At 70.6% G+C, this 22068-nt stretch carries 15 protein-coding genes and 1 pseudogene; 6 read left to right on the top strand and 10 right to left on the bottom strand.

What is annotated here, in order from left to right:
- The first annotated feature begins 151 nt into the window (after positions 1-151).
- The gene (locus ACH4VX_RS30865; protein ID WP_398372100.1) at positions 152-1390 is read left to right on the top strand and encodes a PP2C family protein-serine/threonine phosphatase; all 1239 of its coding nucleotides are present in this window, start codon (positions 152-154) and stop codon (positions 1388-1390) included.
- 1051 nt (positions 1391-2441) lie between these two features.
- On the opposite strand, the pseudogene ACH4VX_RS30860 reads toward ACH4VX_RS30865, so the two are convergent.
- A pseudogene (locus ACH4VX_RS30860) lies at positions 2442-2891 on the bottom strand (dehydrogenase); the annotation flags it as partial.
- Between ACH4VX_RS30860 and ACH4VX_RS30855 the strand changes: the two are divergent.
- Together ACH4VX_RS30855 and ACH4VX_RS30850 are read left to right on the top strand one after the other, a co-directional pair.
- Positions 2787-3038, top strand: a complete 252-nt coding sequence (locus tag ACH4VX_RS30855) for a hypothetical protein (RefSeq protein WP_398372099.1) — start codon at positions 2787-2789, stop codon at positions 3036-3038. The pseudogene ACH4VX_RS30860 and the gene ACH4VX_RS30855 sit on opposite strands and share 105 nt — an antisense overlap.
- Positions 3039-3118: 80 nt before the next feature.
- Positions 3119-3268: a hypothetical protein gene (locus ACH4VX_RS30850; protein WP_398371993.1), complete on the top strand. Its 150-nt coding sequence runs from the start codon at positions 3119-3121 to the stop codon at positions 3266-3268.
- Positions 3269-3420: 152 nt separating this feature from the next.
- On the opposite strand, the gene ACH4VX_RS30845 is transcribed toward ACH4VX_RS30850, so the two are convergent.
- Entirely contained in the window at positions 3421-3747 is a 327-nt protein-coding gene (locus ACH4VX_RS30845) for a hypothetical protein (protein ID WP_398371991.1), read from the bottom strand.
- A 257-nt stretch (positions 3748-4004) separates the two neighbouring features.
- Here ACH4VX_RS30845 and ACH4VX_RS30840 point away from each other — a divergent pair, with 257 nt between their 5' ends.
- Entirely contained in the window at positions 4005-4568 is a 564-nt protein-coding gene (locus tag ACH4VX_RS30840) for a tyrosine-type recombinase/integrase (protein ID WP_398371989.1), read from the top strand.
- Positions 4569-5194: 626 nt separating this feature from the next.
- Positions 5195-6214 (top strand): LacI family DNA-binding transcriptional regulator, encoded by a 1020-nt coding sequence (locus ACH4VX_RS30835; RefSeq protein ID WP_398371987.1) that lies wholly within the window; start codon positions 5195-5197, stop codon positions 6212-6214.
- A 95-nt stretch (positions 6215-6309) separates the two neighbouring features.
- On the opposite strand, the gene ACH4VX_RS30830 is transcribed toward ACH4VX_RS30835, so the two are convergent.
- From ACH4VX_RS30830 to ACH4VX_RS30815, 4 genes are read right to left on the bottom strand one after another with little or no spacing between them, the layout of a single operon-like run.
- The gene (locus ACH4VX_RS30830; RefSeq protein ID WP_398371986.1) at positions 6310-7665 is read right to left on the bottom strand and encodes a GH1 family beta-glucosidase; all 1356 of its coding nucleotides are present in this window, start codon (positions 7663-7665) and stop codon (positions 6310-6312) included.
- Positions 7666-7715: 50 nt separating this feature from the next.
- Positions 7716-8555, bottom strand: a complete 840-nt coding sequence (locus ACH4VX_RS30825; protein ID WP_398372097.1) for a carbohydrate ABC transporter permease — start codon at positions 8553-8555, stop codon at positions 7716-7718.
- 28 nt (positions 8556-8583) lie between these two features.
- Positions 8584-9579 carry a carbohydrate ABC transporter permease gene (locus ACH4VX_RS30820; RefSeq protein WP_398371984.1) on the bottom strand — a complete coding sequence of 332 codons (996 nt, stop codon included), beginning with the start codon at positions 9577-9579 and terminating at the stop codon, positions 8584-8586.
- Between the two features lie 14 nt (positions 9580-9593).
- Entirely contained in the window at positions 9594-10910 is a 1317-nt protein-coding gene (locus ACH4VX_RS30815) for an ABC transporter substrate-binding protein (RefSeq protein WP_398371983.1), read from the bottom strand.
- A 181-nt stretch (positions 10911-11091) separates the two neighbouring features.
- Between ACH4VX_RS30815 and ACH4VX_RS30810 the strand changes: the two genes are divergently transcribed.
- Positions 11092-12414, top strand: a complete 1323-nt coding sequence (locus tag ACH4VX_RS30810; protein WP_398371982.1) for an ROK family protein — start codon at positions 11092-11094, stop codon at positions 12412-12414.
- Between the two features lie 373 nt (positions 12415-12787).
- Here the strand turns inward: ACH4VX_RS30810 and ACH4VX_RS30805 are convergent, their stop codons facing one another.
- The 4 genes from ACH4VX_RS30805 to ACH4VX_RS30790 form a co-directional block, all read right to left on the bottom strand.
- Positions 12788-15220, bottom strand: coding sequence for a beta-glucosidase (locus tag ACH4VX_RS30805; RefSeq protein WP_398371980.1), 2433 nt, complete (start codon positions 15218-15220; stop codon positions 12788-12790).
- A 178-nt stretch (positions 15221-15398) separates the two neighbouring features.
- Positions 15399-16481 carry a DUF1996 domain-containing protein gene (locus ACH4VX_RS30800; RefSeq protein WP_398371979.1) on the bottom strand — a complete coding sequence of 361 codons (1083 nt, stop codon included), beginning with the start codon at positions 16479-16481 and terminating at the stop codon, positions 15399-15401.
- A 70-nt stretch (positions 16482-16551) separates the two neighbouring features.
- Complete coding sequence (locus ACH4VX_RS30795) at positions 16552-18717, bottom strand: discoidin domain-containing protein (protein ID WP_398371978.1); 2166 nt, start codon at positions 18715-18717, stop codon at positions 16552-16554.
- A gap of 130 nt (positions 18718-18847) precedes the next feature.
- Complete coding sequence (locus ACH4VX_RS30790; RefSeq protein ID WP_398371976.1) at positions 18848-21043, bottom strand: discoidin domain-containing protein; 2196 nt, start codon at positions 21041-21043, stop codon at positions 18848-18850.
- Positions 21044-22068: the final 1025 nt, after the last annotated feature.

The raw sequence follows: 22068 nt of genomic DNA, 5'->3' as shown, positions 1-22068 counted from the left end.
GGACACGCGGTGCCTTATGACTCGTTCGGCGCCGGACTGGGCACCGGCACCCGTGTGTCCGGGACGCGAGTCCTTTGAGCGGCATCGAGTCGAGGAGTGAGGAGGCGCCGTGACCGCATGGGGGTCAGACGGGAATCGTGCGGGCGGGGCGTTGACGCTGGCGGTGGCATTGGAGGCGGCGGAGGCCGCGGCGCCCGTGGAGTCGCTCGATGTGGTCGCCCGCATGCTCAAGGAGCGCCTGGGGGCGGCGTCGGTGTCGTTCCTGATCACCGACTTCAACGGCAGCTCGGTCGTACGGCTGGGCGCCGCGGGCAGTGTCGAGACCGGTGAGCCGGCCCGGCGTATCCCGCTGCGGGGCACCCTGTACGACGAGGTGATCCGTAGCCAGCGGCCGGGTGTTGAGGACAAGGGTGAGGACGCGCTGGTGCGGATCCTCGCTCCGGTGACCAACCGTGGGGACGCCATCGGCGTCCTGGAGCTGTTCTTGCCGACGGCGCCGGATGCGGAGACGATGCGTGAGATCGGTGAGACGGCGCACGCGCTGGCCTACATCGTCATCGCGAACCGGTCCTTCACCGACGTGTACCAGTGGGGCCGGCGCACTGTCCCGCTGAGCCTGGCCGCGGAGATCCAGCACCGGCTGCTCCCGGTGTCGCTGGCGTGCGAGGCGGCGCAGTTCGCGGTGGCCGGGGCGCTGGAGCCGGCCGGCCACGTCGGGGGTGACATCTTCGACTACGTGATCGACCGGGACACCGTGCAGCTCTCCGTCACCGACGCCATGGGCCACGACGTCGCCGCGGCACTGCTGGCCACCTTGGTGGTGGGCGCCCTGCGCCGGGCACGGCGGACGGGCGCCGGGCTTGAGGAGCAAGCCCGCCAGGCCGACCAGGCCATGCGCGAGCACGGCCATGGAGGCTACGTCACCGGTCAGCTGCTGCGGATCAGCCTGCTCGACGGCGAGGCGCACTTCATCAACGCCGGGCACCCCTGGCCGCTGCGGATGCGGGACGGGAAAGTGCAGCAGATCGTTCCCGAGGTCGATCTGCCGTTCGGCTTCCAGCCCCCGCACCCCTACCGCGTGCAGTCGCTGGACCTGCGACCCGGCGACAGGCTGGTGATGCTGACGGACGGCATGCTGGAACGCAACGCCAAGAGCCTGGACCTGTCCGACCTGATCGTGCGCACCCGCGGGCTGCATCCCCGCGAGGCCGCCCGCACCCTCATCGGGGCGATCGTCGACGCCGGCCACGGTCACCTGGAGGACGATGCGACCGTCATGTGCCTGGACTGGCAGGGAGCCGGCCGCTCCCGGCGAGACGCCGCCACCGGCGCCGACCTCACCGACGCCTCACCCCCGTCGAGAACGGGACCAACCGCCGCAGCGCGTTAGATTTTAGGCCGCATGGCGGGTCCCGCACCACCAAGGGCTTCCTGCGAGACCGCAACGCCGGTCGGCGAGGCGAGTATGACCAAGCGATCCTCGACTTGATCTTCCGGTGGTACCGCGCCACGGCAGAGCTGACCGCCCGGCTGATCTCGTCCCCCTCGGGATCGACTGTCGACGTCATGGTCGAATCCGCTGAGCCCGGGATCCAATTCGGCGGCCGCGCCGTACGAGAGCACAGCCGGGTGCCCGGATGCCCTGCGACGACCAGTGCCTCATCCAGGATCAGTACCTGCGCGCGGGCAGGAGCTTCCGCACGATCCGCAGCGTGGCGACAGCCCGGCCGGGCCCGCGGCCCCCGCCTGGCTTCCGCAGGACCCAGCCAGTTGGCCAGCGCGTCCCCGGATCGGGTCCTGTGCGGACCCGCGCCCACACCGGTGGGGTGGGTGGTCACGACGGCCGGAGGAGGGCTGCGCCGAGTTCTTGGCCAGTCCCGGGTGCAGTCACCGCCAGGCTCCACCCACATCGGCGATACCGCCACACCTGTTGCACTTGCTGGTCTCACCCAGACCGGTGCTGAGCTGCATGAAGTGCAATTGGGCAGCCTTCCGCCCCGGACGCCGCCGTGGCCGTAGCCGGGTGGTCCTTCATGGGCGATGCAGAGGAGGCAGCGTCCCATGACGCCGCCGTCAACAGGAGTCACCCGCACCGGCGGCGCGATCGGGCTGCCGGCGCCGGTGACTGGGCTGTACATCCGTACGCCGCCCGGGGATTCTTCCACCTCGGGGATGTCCGCGGGGGAACGGCGGCGGCCGGTGAGCTGTCCGGTGAGGGAGCGGACGCCATCTGCCACGCGGTCCAGGTTTCCGGGGAGGCTGCGGTGCGGACGGTCGCATCGAGGAGCATGCGCAGCTCATGGCCGAGGGCGGCGATCGCTTCCCGCTGGCGCTCCAGCTCTCCGGATGCCAGTTCGCGCGAGGTGGTGTTTGCGGCGGCGAGGGGCGAGTTCATCAGGTGTTTCTGTGTGCGTGGGTGGTCGCGGGCGGCGATGCGGTTGTCAGCGTGCGGACTGAAGCGGGGTGGTGTCGCGGACGAAGACGGGCTTGAGGTGCTTCTCCGGCAGCGCGTCGGGGAGTTGTTCCCAGTCGAGGACGTGGGAGACGACGCGTTCGGGTGCGACGGTGCCGGAGGCGGCGAGGGCAAGGGCGTCGGAGATGTGGGCGCGCACGTTGTCGCGGGCGATGCGCAGGGTGACGCCGGTGAGGTACATGTCGAGCAGGGGCAGTTCGCCGGGGCGGAAGTGGTTGCCGGCCGATTCGCAGATGCCTTCGGGTGCGAGGGATTTGACGGCGAGGGTGAGCTGGTCGACGCGTCCTGTGGCCTCGATGGCGATGTCGAAGCCGTGCCGGATGGGTTCGGTCGCTTCGGCGGTGCGGGCGCCGAAGCTTTCGGCGAGCTTGCGGTGCTCGGGGTCGGGGTCGACGTAGAGGATGTCGGAGGCACCGAGGCCGGGCAGGCCGCACAGCTCGCCACCCTTGTCGTCGCCGCCGTCGAGGGCACGGTGGCCATGTGCCGCGCCAAACGCAGCACCCGACCCCTCGACCACACTGCCGAACAGCTCCAGGCTCTCATTGCCGTCACCGTAGGTGACTGACCGGACCTGAACCATTCATCCGGCCCCCGGCCGGACCCGCCCGCCCCACCGGCGGCACAAGGAGTGTGCAGGGTTACCGCATGGCTGGCGGCGAGGGGGCGATGGTCGCGACGGCGGGACTCATCGAACGCCGGTACGGCGGCCCCGCGTGGCGGAGCACGCCACTGGAGACGGACGCGGATGAGGCTGCCGGGCTGGGCACGGCGGGCGCGGCGGGTCTGGCCGAATAGGTCGTCGCGGGCGCTGGAAAGGCGGCCTTGGGCGTCGTTGTCGCACGGGTGGGCGGAGGCGTCGGCGCGCGCAGGCCGACGGGACCGTGGCCGGGTGGAACGTGCCGGGCTCGTGTATCCACCGAGCCCGATGGGGGATGCACGGGCCTGGGTCACGCGCCGAGTGCCGTCCGGATGGCCTTGACCTTCTCGTCGGTGAACACGCCGCTGTCGAGAAGGGAGAGGACGGACAGTACGCCGCCGCTGGAGCCCCAGCTGCCCTCGTCGATGACACGGAAGTCGACCCACCAGGTCGGCGACGGCTTCGACATGTCGCAGGCGTCGGCCGGCGCGGCCAGGACGCGCTCGATGACCACGGTCCTGACCTCCTGTCGCCAGTCACCGTCCATCACCGCCACAAGGACGGGCTCGACGCCATGGCGCCTGCGCGAGGAGTCGGTATAGGTGCGGGTCTCGTCGGGGGGCGACTGCGGTCCCACGGTCAGGATGACTCCTTGAGGCCGGCCTGAGCCTGATCGCGGCAGCGGTTCGCGCTCTGCTCCGGTCGAATCCCAAACGTCCTTGACGCCCGCCCTGTGTCACAGCCAAGGGCCACCGGACGAGCCGCAGCCATGGTCGTGAGAATCGCCGGTTTGGCCAGCCGGCGATCCGCCGCTATGTTGCCGCGCTGCTTCGGCCACGCGTCCGGGAACCGGAATACGTCCGCGAAAAGGTGGTCATCCCGACCCTCGCCTACGTGAAGAAGGCCCTGACAGCCGTTGACGAACACCTCGCGCTTGAGATCGTCATGACGGTGGGCTGCGGCTTGCGGAACGGGGAAGCCCGGGCAGTGAACGTCAACAACGTTGTGGCGGATGATGTCTGCTGGGTGCATGAGCAGATCCATTCCAACACGCACAGGCCGGCGAAGCCGAAGCATCGCAGGGCGGGGGAGTTCCGGGAGGTTCCTCTGCCGCGCTCGGTGCGGGAGGCGATGGAGCGGTACGAGGAGAAGCGCGGCACCACGAAGGAGGGATATCTGCCGCGCGGTCCGAGCGGCTACTGCACGGAGCCGATGGAACGCCGCCGTGTGCAGAAGCTCTTCAAGGACCTGCCCGCGGAGGACGGTGTCGGCATGTACGGCTTCCGGCACTGCTTCGCCTCGAACGCGCTCGGGAACGGGATACCGATCACCGACGTGGCTGAATGGATGGGCCACAAGTCAATTGAAGAGACGTATCGCACCTACCGGAATCTGATGCCGGGGAGCATCACCAAGGCGGCCCGCATCCTGGACGCCGGCCTGTGGGACGCGGCCTGAGGCCGCAGCGAAGCCTGTCGGGGCTGCCCTCCGGTTTGGGCTGCAGCGGCACCACATGGCACAGGTTGGAAATACCCTCCGTGGGTGTCCAGGTGAGTCCAAGGTGACCGCATAATGCCAGGTCAGAGCATTCTGGCCCGAGAGCGTCGACGCAGTCGGTGACAGGTGTGTGACAGCGGCGTTCGACGAGAAGCCCAGCGGGTGCGGTGCGGCGGGGCTTCTGAGCAGGCGGGTTCGAGTGGCCGTCATGGGCACCGTTGAACTCGGGTTTCCCTCCCTCGAGTACCCGAGGCAAGGATGCGGCGATAACACAACTCTTACGGCCGCAGCGCAGCATGCGACCCGGGAACTGTCCCGGCCGACCAGCGCGCATCCGTCGCTGCCGCAGAGTCCAGTGTCTTTGGAGGTGTCTGCGGCGCTGCCTGCCCCTTCGAGGCTGCGCGGGTCGCGGAAAAACTTCTGTGCTTCGCGCGCATGGCCTGCCCGGCCCACCTCTTCCGGCGGCCACGTACCAGGCCGCCGGCCAGGCAGCCGGTACTGCGCCGGCTCGGTCGGCGTCGGACGTGCTCCGGAGAACGGTCGGCCGCCCCGTGCCCGTGAGAGTGCCCGGCGGTTAGAGTTCCCCCATGAACAGGCAGGTCCCGACGCTCGAGGATGTCGCGAGGGAGGCGGGTGTCTCCCGCGCCACCGTGTCGCGGGTCGTGAACGGCGTGCGCAACGTCGATCCCAGCATCCAGGACCTGGTCCGCAGCGCGATCGAACGGACGGGTTATACGCCGAACCGGGCGGCGAGGGCGTTGGTCACCCGACGCACCGGAGCCGTGGCCCTCATCGTCTCCGGCGCGGGCGACGCCTTCGCCGGCCGCGTGTTCGCCGACCCGTTCTTCGGTCGCGTCGTCAACGGCGTCGTGGGGTATCTCCGGGCACGCACGATGCAGCCGGTGCTGCTGTTCGCCGAGTCGGAGGCGGCCAGGAAGCAGGTGGTCGACTACGTGGGGCAGGGCAGTGCGGACGGTGCGCTGGTGGTCTCCGTGCAACCGGACGACCCTCTGCCGGACATGCTCCTCTCCGCCCGCGTCCCCACGGTGCTGTTCGCACGTCCCGCCCGGACGGCACCGGTCGGTTGCGTCGATCTGGACCACTACGCGGGGGGACGCCTGGCCGCAGAGCATCTTCTGGCTCGCGGCTGCCGCCGTATCGCGATGATCAGCGCTCCGCCGGATCTCAGGGCCGGCCGGGAACGCCTCGCCGGATTCCGCGACGCCCTGGCCCGCACGGGGCAGGACGGCCCTCCCGTGGCCGAGGGCGTCTTCACGCTGGACAGCGGGGCGATGGCCATGGCCGCGCTGCTGCGGGACCACCCCACGGTGGACGGCGTATTCGCGGCCAACGACCTGATGGCCCAGGGAGCCTGCCAAGTCCTGCGGGAACTGGGCAGGCGCATACCGGAGGACGTCGCCGTCGTCGGGTTCGACGACTCGAGCATCGCCGTGACGTGCCGGCCGCCGCTGACCACCGTGCGCCAGCCGGTGGAGGAGATGGCGGCGGCCATGGCCAGGATGCTGGACGAGCAGGTCCAGGGCACCCGTACCGAACCCCGCACCCTCGTCTTCGAACCGGAACTGGTCGTACGCGAGTCCGCCTGATCCGGCGGCAGGGCGCCGGGCGGTCACCACCCGGCGCCCTGCCGCCGGGCGTTTCCTCGCGGCAGCCGGCGACGGGGCACCGGGTATCGGCGCGGTCAGGCGTGGGATTCCCGATGGGCACGGATGATCTCCGCGTAGCGCAGGCCGCTCGTCTTGAGGGTGCGGGTCTGGGTCGCGTAGTCGACGTGGACGAGGCCGAAGCGCTTGTCGTAGCCGTAGGCCCACTCGAAGTTGTCGAGGAGGGACCAGGCGTAGTAGCCGGCCAGCGGCACCCCCTTGCGGACCGCCCGGGCGCAGGCGCTCACGTGCTGCTCCAGGTAGCGGGCCCGGTCGGGGTCGTGGACGGCGCCGTCAGGAGCGACGGTGTCCGGGAAGGCGGAGCCGTTCTCGGTGACGTACAGCTCGCGGACTCCGTAGTCGTCGGTCAGGCGCAGCAGCAGGGCCTCCAGGCCCCCGGCGTCGATCTGCCAGTCCATGCCGGTGCGCGGTACGTCGGGCAGCCGGACCTCACGGGCATACGGGACGGGGCCCCGGGGGTCGTCGGTGACGGTCGCCGGGAAGTAGTAGTTGAGGCCGTGCCAGTCGAGGGGCGCGGCGATGGTGTCCAGGTCGCCGGGGCGCTCGGGCAGGTCCACGCCGTACAGCTCGCGCATGTCGGCGGGGAAGCCGCGGCCGTAGACGGGGTCGAGCCACCAGCGGTTGGTGTGGCCGTCCATGCGGGTGGCCGCCGCGATGTCCTCCGGGCGGGTCGAGGCGGCCTCGACGGTGGAGTGGTTGGTGACCAGGCCGACCTGTGCGCCGGGGGCCGCCGCGCGGATCGCCCGGGTGGCGAGGCCGTGGGCGAGCAGCAGGTGGTACGAGGCGTGCACGGCGGCGGTCAGGTCGGTCAGGCCGGGTGCCATGCGGCCCTCCAGGTGGCCGATCCAGCCGGAGCAGAGGGGTTCGTTGAGGGTGGCCCACCGGGTGACGCGGTCGCCGAGCCTGGCGGCGACGACGGAGGCGTACTCGGCGAGGTGTTCGGCGGTGTCGCGTACGGTCCAGCCGCCGCGGTCCTGGAGGGCCTGGGGAAGATCCCAGTGGTAGAGGGTGATGTTGGGGGTGATGCCTGCCTCGAGGAGGGCGTCGACGAGGCGGTCGTAGAAGTCGAGGCCGGCCGCGTTGACCGGTCCGTCACCGGCGGGCACCACGCGGGGCCAGGCGATGGACATGCGGTAGGCGTCGGTGCCGAGCCGCTTCATCAGGGCGATGTCCTCGGACCACCGGTGGTAGTGGTCGCAGGCCACGTCGCCGTGGTCGTCATTGTCGATCTTGCCCGGGGTGTGGGAGAAGGTGTCCCAGATCGACGGTGCCCGGCCGTCCTCGGTGACGGCGCCCTCGATCTGGTAGGCGGAGGTGGCCGTGCCCCAGGTGAAGTCGGCGGGGAAGGCGGCGAGGTCAAGCGGTTCGGACACAGAAAGCCTCTCTGGGATGGTCGGGTGGAGCGGTGGTGGTGCCCCGGCGGCTACTTGACGGCGCCGGCGGTGAGGCCGGTGACGAGGTAACGCTGGAGGAGCAGGAAGCCGGCGACGACGGGCAGGCTGACGACGAGGGAGGCGGCCATGATCTGGTTCCAGTACACGTCGTTCTGGGTGGAGTAGCCCTGCAGGCCGACGGCGAGGGTGCGGGTGGTGTCGTTGGTCATGACGGAGGCGAAGAGGACCTCGCCCCAGGCGGTCATGAACGCGTAGACGGCGACGGCGACGATGCCGGGGATCGCGGCGGGCACGATGACCCGGAACAGGGCGCCGAGCGGCCCGCAGCCGTCCACCTTGGCGGCCTCGTCGAGGTCTCTGGGCACCGAGTCGAAGTATCCGATCAGCATCCAGATGGAGAAGGGCAGCGAGAAGGTGAGGTAGGTGAGGATCAGGCCGCCACGGGAGCCGAAGAGCGCGATGCCGGTGGTGTTGCCGATGTTGACGTAGATGAGGAACAGGGGCAGCAGGAACAGGATGCCGGGGAACATCTGGGTCGACAGCACCGTCACCGTGAAGAGGCGCTTGCCGCGGAAGGAGTAGCGGCTGACCGCGTAGGCCGCGAACACGGCGATGGTGACGGAGCAGACGGTCGCCGCGCCGGCCACGATCAGCGAGTTCATGAAGTAGTCGGCCAGCGGGACCGTGTCCCAGATGTCGAAGTACGGGCGGACGGTGAGGCCCGAGGGGATCCACGTGAACTTCCCCGACACGTCCTCCAGCGGCTTCAGCGAGCTGGAGATCATCACGTACACCGGCAGCAGCACGAAGACGGTGAGGAGGGTGAGGAAGATCCGGCGGCTCCACAGGAAGGACTGCGGGGCGGCCATCGGGGAGCGGGGCCGGCGGACGGCTGGGCTAGGCATCAGTGGCCTTCCTTCCGCGGGAGGTGAGCCAGAGGTAGACGCCCGTCACCACGAGCAGGAACAGCAGGAGCAGCACCGACATCGCGGAGCCCGTCCCGAAGTTCCAGGTCTGGAACGAGGACTGGTAGATGTGGATGGAGATCAGGTCCGCGGCTTCCGGTGCCGCCTTGCCGAACAGGACGAACGGGGTGTTGAAGTCGTTGAAGGTCCACAGGAACAGCACCAGGACGAGGACCTGGTTGACGGGGCGCAGCGAGGGCAGGGTGATGCGGCGGACCTGCTGCCAGACGCCGGCGCCGTCGAGGGCGGCGGCCTCGTAGATGTCCTTCGGGATGTTCTGGAGCCCGGCCATGATGATGAGGAAGGCGAAGGGCCAGCCCTTCCACACCGAGACGACGAGCAGGGCGATGAAGCTGTTGTCGCCGATCAGCCAGAACGGAGGGCTGTCGGTGAGCCCGAGCTGGTCGTGCAGCACGTGGTTCACCAGGCCGTTGTCCCGCTGGAACATGAACGCCCAGGTGATGACGGCGGCGTAGACGGGCAGCGCGTACGGCACCAGGAAGAGCGTGCGCAGGATGCCCCGGCCGCGGAAGTTCTCCTGCATGAAGATCGCCGCGGCCACTCCGAGCAGCCAGCACAGGCCGACCGAGAGGACGGTGAACAGGCAGGTGGTGAGGAAGGAATCGAGCAGCGCCTCGCCGACGGGTGCGTCGAAGTCGACCGACAGGGAGTAGTTGTCGAAGCCGGCCCAGGGGGCGGTGCCCCAGTCGCGGATGTAGAACTGGGTCAGCTCCTTGAAGCTGACGACGATGCCGATCACCATCGGCACGAGGTGGACCAGTAGTTCGAGCAGCAGAGCGGGGAGCAGCAGCAGGTACGGCAGTCCGATGCGGCGCAGCCGCCCGGGGCGGCGTCTGCGCGGCGCCGCTCCGGGGTCGTTCTTCCGTGCCGTCCGCTCGCCTGTGCTCAGGGCAGCGGTGGTGGTCATGTCGGTGTTCGTGCTCACTTCTTGGGCATCTGCTGCTGGGCCTTCTCGAGCTTGGCCCGCACTGACTCGGTGGTCACCGCACGGCCGGCGGCGGCGTCGGCGAAGAGTTCCTTGACGGCGGTGCCGACGACGGTCTCGAACTGCGACTCCTCGGGGACCTGCGGCAGCGCGGTGGCGCTGTTGGCGAGGGTGTCCCTGAGCACGGCGAGCGCCGGGGCGCTGAAGGCCGGGTCCTGCTGGGCGGCCTTGACCGGCGGGATGGAACCGTACGCCTTGTTCAGGACGACCTGCTCCTCGTCGCTGGTCATGAACTTCACGAACTTCTTGGCGCCGTCGATGTTCTTGGTGTTCTTGAAGACGGCCATGTTGATGCCGGCGACCATCGAGTTGGTGGCCTTGCCCGGGCCGGGCTCGCCGGACTGCACGGGGGCCGGGGCGACGCCCCACTCGTCCTCGTTCATGCCCTGCGCCTTGAAGGTGGCCGACGCGGTCTGCCACAGCACCATGGCCGTCTTGTCCTTGGCGAAGTCGCTCAGGGACTGGTTCTGCGCGTACTCGGCGTTGCCCGGAGCGATGATCTTGTCCTTGGCCATCAGGTCGACGTACTGCTTCACCGCCGCCACGGCACCGTCGGAGGTGAAGTCGGCCTTGCCGTCGGGGGTGAAGAAGTCCGCGCCGTGCTGCTGGGCGAGGACGAAGACCTGGTGGATGTTGTTCGACAGGTTGGAGCCCTCGGCGCCGATGCCCCACTTGCCGTCCTTGGAGAGCCTCTTGCCGGTCTCGGCCAGCTCCTCCCAGGTCGCCGGCGGCTTCTCGATGCCGGCGTCGGCGAACATCTTCTTGTTGTAGTAGAGCGCGTAGGCCATGGAGTACAGCGGCACGGCGGCCGGGTCCTGGCCCTGGACGCCGGTGGAGCCGAGCGCGGACTCCACGAAGCGGTCCCTGCCGCCGACCGCCTCGAAGTTCTTCCCGTCCCAGGGCAGTAGGGCACCGCTGGCCTGCAGCGAGGCACTCCAGGTGTTGCCGATGTTCAAGACGTCCGGGCCCTGACCGGAAGTGGTGGCGGTGAGGATGCGGTTGAGGAGATCCGACCACGGCACCACCTCCAGCTTCACCTCGATGCCCGTCTCCTTCTCGAACTTGTCGAGCTCCGGCTGGAGGACCTTCTTGTCCACCTCCAGGTTCGCGCCCTGGTTGGAGGCCCAGTAGGTGAGGGTCTTCGGCTGCTCGTTGGAACCTTCCGTGCCGGACGACCCCCCGCCGCAGGCCGCCAGGGTGAGGGCGAACGAGAGGGTGACGGCGCCGACGGCTGCGGCTCTGATTCTGCGCATGATTCCAGAGGCCTTCCGGGAAGTGACGGGATCGCCCGTGGAGACGGGACGGGGCAGCGCCCCGCGTCCCCTGAAATCCCCACGGCTTAATTTAGGATGTGAGTTAAGCTTCGAGTGAAGGGCGCGTCAAGGGCTCGGCCCTAGGTAAATCGCGGTGACGACTTCGGAGTGAGGGGACAGGGTGACAGTACGCAGCGGCCGTACAGTGCGTGACCTGCGGCGGGAGAACCGCACCGCGGTATTGCAACGGTTGTATTTCGACGGGCCGCTCAGCCGGTTCTCGCTGGGGCCCGCCACCGGGCTGAGTTCGGGCTCGGTGAGCAACGTGGTCTCCGAGCTGGTCGCCGAAGGGCTGGTGGAGGAGGCCGGCAGTGTCGAATCGGTCGGCGGCCGTCCCCGCACACTGCTGCGCGTCAGCGCACGGAGCGGATACCTGATCGGTGTCGACATCGGCGAGACCCGGGTACGGATCGAACTCTTCGACCTCGCCCTCACCGAGCTGGCCCGGGTCGAGAAACCGCTGGAGGCCGACGGTCCGAGCCGCCTCGACCGCTACGACGTCGGCGTCGTCGTGACACATCTGCGCGAGGGTATCCGCGAGGTGCTGGACGAGGTCGGCATCGCGGCCGAGCGGCTGCTCGGCGTCGGGATCGGGGTGCCGGGCATCGTCGCCAGGACCGCCGAGGACGGCGCCGTCGTGCACGGCCAGACCATCGGCTGGGACGCCGTCCCCCTGGAGCGGCTGCTGCGCGAGTCCCGGCTCCTGCCCGAGAGCGTGCCGTACCACATCGACAACGGCGCCAAGACGCTCGGACAGGCGGAGATGTGGTTCGGCGCCGGCCGGGGAGCGCAGAGCGCGGCGGTGGTGCTCTTCGGCTCCGGCGTCGGCGCCTGCGTCGTCGGCGACGACACGGGGCCGGCCCGGGCCGTGGAGTGGGGGCACCTGACGGTGCGGGTGCGCGGGCGCCGGTGCCGCTGCGGCGCCCAGGGCTGCCTGGAGGCGTACGCGGGCGCGGAGGCACTGCTCCAGCGCTGGGCGGAGGCGGGCGGACGGCCACCCGCGGGTGCGGACGAGGAGACCGCGCTCACCGCGATGCTCGCGGCCGCGTACCCGGATCAGGACGGAACGGGGACCGGCCCGGAGCCCGATGCCACGGCCCTGGCCGTCCTCGAGGAGACCGCCGAGTACCTCGGCGCGGGGTTCTCCGACCTGATCAACCTCTTCCAGCCCGAACGCATCCTGGTCGGCGGCTGGGCCGGACTGCAGCTCGGCCGGCGCTTCCTGGACTCGGTGACGGCCCACGCCACCTCGTACGCCCTGGCCCACCCCGCCGCCCGCGTCCGCGTCGACCTCGGCACCCTGGGACCGGACGCCGTCACCGTGGGCGCCGCGATCCTGCCGCTCGCCGGCTTCTTCGCGCGCGGCGGCCGGCCGGAGGAAGCCGAACCGGTGGAACCGGATCCGGCGTGGCGGACGGCCCTGCGGGAGCGCTCGGTGCGGTGAGCGGAGCCTGCCGCCTGCCGCCCCGGCGGTGTTCTCCGGGGGCAGCCGAAGCCGCCGCGCGCGTACGGCGGTTGCGACGCACGGCGCCGACTTCTCGGACCGGTTCGCGCCGTTCGCCGCAGGGCGACCGGCTGCCGGCGGCGGCCCTGTGGGTGTACTGGGGGTTCGGACTCGGGTCCTCTGTGCCACGGGCCCGGCGCAGCCCTCACCGCGGGCCGGAAGAGGTGACGTCCGGGCACCGGCCGAAGGTGCGGCGCCCGGGAAGTTCCCTACGGCGCCACGCGGGTCCCGGCTCAGCGCTGTGGTCCCGGCTCAGCGCTGTGGTCCCGGCTCAGCGCTGTGGTCCTGGGGAACGTGCTGCCTGGCCCGCCCATCAGGGGCCGCTGACCGTGACCTTTCCCTCCCACCGAATGTCTCCCGCCGATCTGCCCACCACGAGCCGGTAGGGGCCGGGCTCCGTGGCCCAGCCGTAATTCTCCTCCGACCAGTGCCGCAAGGCGCGTGGGCCCACCACCACCTCGGCGCTCGCCGTCCGGCCCGCTTCCGCCCTGACGGTTGCGTACCCGGCGAACCAGCGCACCGGACGCTCCACCGCCGAATCGGGGCGGGCCAGGTAGACCTGTACGACCTCGCGCCCGGCGCGGGTGCCGGTATTGCGCACCGTCACCCGAACCGTGAACGGCTCGCCCGCCGCGACGTGCGCGGGCGCCTCCACGGCCGCGTACTCCCACGTCGTGTAACCGAGTCCGTGGCCGAACCAGTAGGCGGGCTCGCGTCCGGCCCGCAGCCACGCCCGGTGGCCGATGTGCAGGCCCTCGGCGTAGTCGAGCCGGCCGTCGACCGGCCGGGTGCGGGTGACGGGCGCGTCCGCCAGGGACGCCGCCCAGGTGGTGGGGAGCCGGCCACCTGGCTCGGCGAGGCCGAACAGGACGTCGGCCAGCCCCGCGCCGGCCTCCTGTCCCGGGAACCAGGTGAGCAGCACGGCGCCCGCTTCCCGGTGCCAGGGCAGCTCGACCGGGCCGCCGCTGTTGACGACCACGACCGTGCGCGGGTTCGCGGCGGCCACCGCGCGGACCAGCTCGTCCTGGTGCCCCCCGAGCGACAGTCCGGCACGGTCGTACCCCTCGGTCTCGCTGTGCTCGTTGGTGCCGACCACCACGATCGCGGCATCGGCGTCCCGGGCCGCCCGCACCGCGTCCTCCAGCGCGGTCGCCGGGTCCGGTTCCGGCGGCGCCGCGGTGACGACGGTGGCACGTCCGCGGCCGGGCACCAGTTCACGCCGTGCCACCACGCGCACGGGCCGCCTGGTGGTCAGTACCGTCCGCGCCGTGTGCACGGGCGGGGCGACGTGGACGACGGCCGGGTCGTCCGTGTCACCGGGGAACTCCCCGTCCAGGAGCGTGCGGTCGTCGACGGTGAGCGTCATGCGTCCGAAGCCTCCGACACCGAACGTCCACTCTCCCGGACTGCGGGGATGCAGCACCGCGTCGATCTCCACCGTGTGCGCGCCCGGGGGCAGGTCCGGCTCCAGCTGGCGGCCCGAGAGCCGGTGCTGCGCGTACAGTTCCCGCCCCGCCGCGTCCAGCACCCGCAGGAGCACGCCGGGCGCGCCGGACCGCGGGTCGTTGCACCGGTCGGTGCCGAGGGGGACGGGTGGGGAACCCGCTGCGGGGCCGGGCTCGTACACCACCCGGGCCCGCCTCCGCAGCCGGGCCCGGACACCGGCCAGCGGGGTGACCACGTCGGAGCAGAAGACGCCCGCGCTGCCGCCGCCCTGGACGCGAGGGGACGCGGCGTGCACGCCGACGACCGCGACGGTGGACAGCCCGGCGGGGTCGAGCGGCAGGACGGCGCTGTTGCGCAGCAGGACCGCACCGGCGCTGACGGCGCGGCGCAGCAGCGCCCGGGTGTCGCGGGAGGCAGCCGCCGCCACCCGGCGCGGGCGACGCGGTTCCAGCGCGCCCACGCGGCCGGCGAGCCGGAGCAGCCGTCGCACCTTCTCGTCGACCGCCTCCTCGGTGACCAGGCCGTCCTTCACCGCCCGCACCAGCGACGCGCCCCAGGGACTGTCCGGGCCCGGCATCGCCAGGTCGAGGGCGGCGCGGCCGGTTTCCTCGGTGGTGCGCACGGCCGCCCAGTCGGAGACGGCGACCCCGTCGAACCCCCACTCGCCCTTGAGGGGTTCCGCCAGGAGCGGGCTGGCCGTCATGGTCGTGCCGCCGACGGCGTTGTAACCCGCCATGACCAGCCACACCCCGGCCTCGACGGCAGCCTCGAAGGGCGCGAGGTACACCTCTCGCAGAGTCCGTTCGGACATCCGCACATCGACGGTCAGCCGGTCGGTCTCGGAGTCGTTGCCGACGTAGTGCTTGGCGGTGGCCGCCACCCCGAGGGCCTGGACGCCCCGGATCAGCGCGGCCCCGGTGCGGCCGGTCAGTTCCGGGTCCTCGGAGAAGCACTCGAAGTGCCGGCCGCCCAGCGGGCTCCGGTGGAGGTTGAGCGTGGGGGCCAGCACCACGTCGACGCCCTTGCGGGCGGCCTCGCCGGCGAGCAGGCCGCCGAGCCGCTCCACCAGTTCCTCGTCCCACATCGCCCCCAGGGCGGAGGCGGAGGGCAGCAGGACCGAGGTACGCCGCTCGTCCCATGCCTCGCCGCGCACCCCGGCCGGCCCGTCCGAGGTCACCATCTCCCGCAGTCCGATACCGGGCTCACCGGCGGTGCGCCAGGTCATCGCGCCGGTGAGCAGGCGCACCTTCTGCTCGAGACTCAGCCTGCCGATGAGCCGGTCGAGTGTCCCGTCGTCCATTCCCGCCCCACTTTCTGCCCCTCCGCTGTGGGAGAGCGCTCTCCCAACCATTCGACGAGGTCCTCCTCCCCGTCAAGCCCCTCCGGCCGGCGGTGGACGTCAGGCGCGCGGGCAGCGGAAGGAGCCCGACGGCACCCGCGCCGAGCGGGTGCCGTCGGGCCCGTGGGGACCGGCAGGGTCAGGGCAGCCGGTGGTCGGCGTTCAGCACAGCGCCGCGTTCGGGGCGGTACAGGTCGAAGCCCCGGGTGTCGCACTGCAGGCCGCCGTTGATGCAGTGGTCGACCAGGGCCTTGAGGGTCCGTTCCTCCCACGCGTTGAAGAAGTCGTAGTGGAAGGAGTAACCGCGGCCGCTGGCCAGGCGAACCTGGCTCATGTCGCCGTTGACCGGCCACGCCATCTTGAACTCGATCATCGGCAGGGCGACCGGGTGGGAGGCCGGGCACATGTTGTCGTTGGTGCCGGGCTTGACGACCGGGTAGGCCATGTGGCTCTGGTGGTCGGGGGTGTCGAGGTGCAGGCCGTTCCAGCAGCTGGGGGCCTGCATGCGCAGGTTGAGCTGGACGTCCGGCCGGCTCGGGCAGCTCGCCGGGATGTCGGTGTTGAAGAAGCTGTCACCGCACTCCCAGCCCTCGACGAAGCCCTTGTGGGCGCGGAACTGCTGTTCGGTCTGCATGGGGTTGCCGACGACGAACCGCAGTCCCTTGGGGAAGGGCCGCACGCTCCGGTAGTCGGTCACGCCTGCCTTGTAGTAGATGACCTGCGGGCCGACGGGCAGGATCTTCCGGTCGCCCTTGTACAGCGAGGGCATCCAGTAGGCGGAGGCGTCCGCGGGCGCCTTGCAGGTGGTGTCGCCTCCGTAGAGCGAGCCGGTGGTGCTGGCGGCGTCGGTGGAGGTGTTGCCCATGAACGTGTGGTCGTGGGACTTGCCGAACTGGCCCGGGTAGACGATCGGGTCGTCCGGCGCGGTGTGGGTCACGGAGCAGCCGGCCTGGAACTCGTGGTGGTAGGCCGGGGGCGGGGTGGCCGTGGACGGGACGACGCCGGTGACCGGGGGTACGGCCGGTATGTACCCGTCGCCGTCGGGGTCGTCGCCGGACGCCTGGGTCGACACCGCCATCGTGTGCCCGGTGTGAGCGCCGGCCGATGCGGCCGCCGGGGCGCCGCCGGGACCGGCCGCCGTGGCGACGGTGCCGACGCCGAGCACACTTGCGATCAGTGCGCTGCCGAGCAGCAGCGCGGGGAGTTTCGAACGCTTTCTCATGGGGCCTCCTGCCCTCTGAGGTGCTGAGTGGGGTGGTGCGAAGGGCGCCGCCGGGCGCCCTTCGCCGTCGTCAGCTGTAGACGCCGAACTCGTGCAGCGAGTAGCCCCAGCCGGTGCCACGCGCCGTCAGGTGCAGTCGTACGTGCCGCGCGGTCGCCGCGACGTCGATGGTGTCAATGTCGCCGTTGCCGGCGGTCGTGGTGTGGACCGTGCGCCAGGTGGTGCCGTTGTCCGAGACCTGCACCTCGTAGGACTTGGCGTAGGCGGGGTCCCATACGAGCTGGAGCTTGCGGATGGCGGTGGCGGCGCCGAGGTCGACCCGGATCCACTGCGGGTCGCTCCAGTCACTGGCCCAGCGCGTGTCCGCCCTGCCGTCCGTCGCCTTGGCGGGCTCGCACGGGCAGTCGCCGTACGACTGCTGGAAGGAGGACGCGGTGGTGGGCTTGTTCAGCGCCACGTTCGTACCGGTCACCGGCGGGGCGACGACCTTGACCGACTTCGTCTCGATGCCGGCGTTGCCGCGGCCGTCCTCGGCCTGGATGTACACCTTCCACACGCCGAGCTTCTCCGGGGCGGTCACGGCGAAGGTGCCGTTGCCGGTGGACCGCCACTTGGCCTCGACCAGCCGCTTGTCGCCGTTGGCGTAGTTGCCGCTGAGGAGGATCTTGTAGGTGACCGGGTCGCCGTCGGGATCGCGCACGTCGGCGCGGACCGTGAACTCGCCGCCCGCCGGAGCCGACGAGGCGGGGCTGACGGCCATGTTCGTGACGACCGGCGGGGTGTTGTCACCGGTGGTCGATCCGCTGTACGCCTTCTTGACGGCGTAGTAGGACAGCCTCTTCAGCCCGTCGGGCACGAGGTTGAACCAGATGCCGCCGAAGTCGTGCTCGACGCCGTAGTGGAAGAGGGTGGCGCCCAGTGCGACGCCCCGGTGGCCGGTGACGCAGTCCCAGGCCTTGGTGTAGCCCTCGGCCTTCTGCACGTCGGTCGGCTCGTCGGGGACGCCGTTGGCGTCGTCGGGCACCTCCCACTCACCGGCCGGACCGCCCTCGGTGATGATGTACGGCTTGGTGTAGCCACCCTCCTCCCAGTCCTCCTGCACATTGCAGATGTCGCCGTAGGAGTTCATCGAGTACAGGTCCAGGTCGGGCGCGTTGCGCTTGTAGTACGGCCACGCTCCCGTCCAGGCGTCGGTCGAGGTGACGGGGTGGTCGGGGTCGATGCTGTGGATCTTCTTGGCGACGTCGTTGACGAAGCCGGTGTAGGCGTTGCGCTGCGCCTCCAGCTCCGCCCCGCTGTAGCAGTTCTGCAGGCCGAGGACCGATTCGTTGCCGACGTTCCACATGAGGGTCGCGGGGTGGCTCTTGTACGTCTCCACCCACTTGGCGAACTCGGTGAGCATGTTGTTCTTGTACGTGGTGTCGGTGACGTAGTTGACGCAGCCTCCGGAGCCGGGACCGCCACCGGGCTGCAGCCAGAAGCCGTTGACGATCTTGATGCCGTGCGCGGCGGCGCTGTCCAGCAGCGGCTTGGTGCCGCCGTCGGTGCCCCAGGTGCGGATGGTGTTGACGCCCATGGATTTGACGTCGGGCATGTACTTCGGGGCGTCCGCGATGGCGGGTCCCCAGGTCAGGCCCTTGACGGTGTACGGCTGGCCGCCGACGGTCAGTTGCCAGTTCCCCTGTGAGCCGGTGACCTGGACCGCTCCCGTGGCGGGCGGTGTGCCGTCCGTGGTCCCGTACACCTGGAACTCCCAGAGGGAGTAGCCGTAGCCGCCGGAGCGCTCGGTGCCCAGCATGCGGACGTAGCGGCCGGAGCCGGAGACGGCGATCTCGTCCGTGCCGCCGTCACCGCCGGTCACGGTCTTCAGGGTCCGCCAGTCGGTGCCGTTGTCGGAGGCCTGGATCTGGTAGCCCTTGCCGTACGCGCCCTCCCAGGTCAGCACCACGCGGCTGAGGTCGGACCGCTGTCCGAGGTCGACCTGGAACCACTGCGGGTCGCTCCACCGGCTGGCCCAACGGGTGCCGGTGAGGTTGCCGTCGACGGCCGCCGAGGGGGCGTATCCGGCGCCTTCCTGGGACGAGGCGGTGGCGGGCTTTCCCTGGGAGAGCAGGGTCTCCGCCGCCTGGGCGGGCGGGGCGGCGAGGGCGAGCGACGACGCCACCAGTGCGCCGAGGGTGAGCAGGGGGACGGCGCGGCGGCCGGCTGGTCTGCGGTAGTAGGGGGCTGTGGTCACATCTGCTCCAGACGGGTTGGGGAGAGCCGACGGTGCGGGGCTGTGGGAGCACCGCGTGGTGGCCCCTCCGGGCCGGAGCGAGGGGACGTCATCCGGCCCGGAGAGGAGTCGTGGCCGACGGGTGGTTCGGTCAGGGGTAGGACACGACGGTGGACGGCACGGTCGAGGTGCCGGCGGGCACCGTGGAGGCGCCGGTGTCGTTGATGACGTGGTTGTAGTGGCCCATGCCGCCGAGGGAGACCACGAGGAGGCTGTGGAACTTCACTCCCGGTTTGACGGGGGTCTTGAAGCCGTGGTCCTGGCGGATGCCCGGGGCGACGTTGTAGTTGCAGTAGCTGCCCAGGCCCCACGCCTCGTGGGTGTCCACCGAGTCGTCGACCCGGTAGGCGGCGTACCCCTTCGTCGAACCGTTCTGGATGGCGGCCTGGTTGGGGGCGTCGTACGCCTTCTCGTTCTGGTAGAAGATCGTGCGGCCGCGTTCGCCGTACCACTCGACGTCGTACTTGTTGAAGTGTTCGACGAACAGTCCGGTGGCCAGGACGTCGTCGCCGTTGACGCGGACGCCGTAGTCGGCCCGGTTGGTCTCCCAGCCGACGCCCTCGCCGTGGTCGGCCCGCCACACCCAGGTGTGGTCGATGATCGTGTCGTGGCTGTTGACCACCATGCTGGTGGTGGCCTTGCCCGCGCCCGCGCCGCCGATGCGGATGTAGACGTCCTGGACGGTGGTGGGGTTGGCCGCGTGGTCGGTGGACGCGCCCTGCGGGCCGATCTCCAGCAGGGTGGGGGAGTTGACCGGTCCGGCGTCGATGAGGAAGCCGGCGAGCCGCACGCCGTCGACGTCGGCGATCTTCATGGCGGTCACCCCGTTGTCCGGGATGATGGTGGCGAGGCCGAGGCCCAGCACGATGGTGTTCGCCCGGTTGACCTCGATCGTCCGGTCGACGTGGTAGACGCCCGGGGTGAACAGCAGGTGCAGGCCCTGGGCGAGGGCGGCGTTGATGGTGGCGGCGGTGGCGCCGGGCTTGACGACGTAGAACTTGCTCAGCGGGATCGACTCGCCCTGCGGGGTGCCATTGGCCCAGGTGGTGCCGCGGGCGTTGGTGCGCTTGGCGGGGGTGAAGACCTTGTACTCGTTGCCGTCCAGGTAGAGGAAGGGCTTCTCGCGGGAGATCGGCGTCGTGTCGAGCGTGGTGTAACGGGGCTCGGGGAAGCCGGTGGCGGGAGCGCCCTCGACACCCGAGAAGACCTGGTTCCACACGCTGTTGGACCAGCCGCCGATGGAGCTGTCGCGGGTGTACCACTGCTGCTGCGAGTAGTTGCCGACCTGGCCGTCGATCTTGCTGTCGGCGATGTAGCCGCCGCTGGCCCAGCCGTAGCCGTTGGGCGCGAGGTTGAGGCCGCCCTTGACGTGCATCCGGCGGAACGAGGCGGCCTGCGAGACCGCCCACCGGTTGGTGCCGTTGACCGGATTCACGGCGAGGTTCTCCGCGCCGCGCCAGAAGTTCTGGGTGGCGTTGCCGTTGAACCAGCCGGCGTCGACGGTGACGTCACCGTCGATCGTCGTGTCGTCGGGGCGCAGGCCGAGACCGGCGATCTGGGTGTAGAAGCCGATCTGGGCGTTGAGGCCGTTGTAGGTGCCCGGCTTGAGGAGGAAGGCGTGCCGGCCGGAGCCGAACTGCGCCGACTCCTGCTCCTTGAAGACCTGGTCCAGCTTGGCCTGGATGCCGGGCGTGGACGGGTCGAGGACGTGCACGTTCGGACCCAGGTCGCCACCGCCCGGGATGACCGGACCGGGGTCGTCGCCGGTGGTGCCGTACACCTTGAACTCCCAGAGGGAGTAGCCGTATCCGGTGGCGCGGGCGGTGCCGAGCATGCGGACGTACCGGGCGGTGCCGGAGACGTTCACGGTCTCCGTGCCGCCGGCGCCGGTGGTGGTGGAGTAGGCCGTCGACCAGTCCGTGCCGTTCTGGGACGTCTCGATGCGGTAGGACTTGGCGTAGGCGGCCTCCCAGCGAAGCTCGACTCGGCTGAGGGAGGCGGGGGCGCCGAGGTCGACGCGGATCCACTGCGGATCGGCGGCGGCGCTGGACCAGCGGGTGCCGTTGTCGCCGTCGACGGCCGCGGTCGCCGGGGTGCCGTAGTGCTCCTGGCTGGAGGCGGTGACCGGCTTGCCCTGCGACAGCAGCACGGGAGCGGCCTGGGCCTGCGCGGCGGGGACGACGGCGAGAAGGGCGGCGGCCAGTGCGGTGACCAGTGCGCCGACGAGGCCGCGGCGGCCGGGTCTGCGCGACACCGATGTCGCCGGGGGTATGCCGACAGTGGGCATGGAAGGGCTCCTTGACACGGAACAGTTGGGAGAGCGCTCTCCGGAACCTTGCCCGTCGGGTCGGTCACGGTCAAGGTTTCGGACACGTCTTTTCTTTTGGCTTGCATTAAGTGTGGGGGCAGGTTCCCGGCCTTCGTCGGTTCCGACCTGCTCGTGGGGCGGTGTGCGGCCGGCGTCGGCTTCACGGGCCGGCTCTTCCGGTCACGCTCGCCTACGCCACAGCACGGTTCCTGATCGTCGACGTGCTTGCGAGACCGCGCGATGGGGAACGCACGAGCTCGGACCATGAGCCCTCTGCCCGCGGCGCGTGCACTCCCTTCCGGTCGACGCCAGGGCCAGTGCTTCGTGCGGGTACGCGGTCGCGCTCACGTGCCGGCAGCTGGAAGCACCGACTGTCCCGCTGCCTGCCGGCGCAGCACATGAGGTGCTCGACGTGAACCGGCCCGACCGTACGGCCCGTCGCAGGAACGGGAAGTCGGACCCGGTCGATGGTCAGGAAACGGCGCGGGCGGTGTCGAGCGGTCGGGCCCGCGTACGGGCGAAGGCCCGTGACGGGCCGGTGCGGAGTGCGCGGATGTTCAAGCCGGCGAAGGATCCCGCGGTCAAGGCGCACGCAGGTGATCAACCAGCTCAAGGCCGCGCCGGTCACCGCAGACCCGGTACCGCGGGAGGAGTTGGCGTGCTGGGCGGCACCGCGCTGTTCCGCACCTGCGCGGACTTCGGCGGCGTGGAGCGGGATGACGTTGAGGGGGAGGGCGTATTTGGGTCCACCCGCATCACCCTGCCCATGCCGGCCCAGCGCATCGAACAGCTGACCGTGCGGATCCGCATCCTCGGCCGGCGCCCGGCCCGGCCCATGGAGCGTCACTTCCCGCAGTTGCCTGCATCGGCGGTCAGAAGGAAGCCTGCTCTTCTCCGCGGGCTCCCGCCCACGGCCAGCACGAGTACTCCGAGGACCGATCACACCAGCCCTTCGACCTGGGACTCAAGTCGGAGGCGACCCGCTGTGCGCGGGACACGGAACG

The organism is Streptomyces sp. NPDC020731 (assembly GCF_044334705.1).
Lineage (GTDB): Bacteria > Actinomycetota > Actinomycetes > Streptomycetales > Streptomycetaceae > Streptomyces.
Note: the sequence above shows the minus strand (reverse complement) of the source record. Positions and strands in the feature narration are given on the sequence as shown.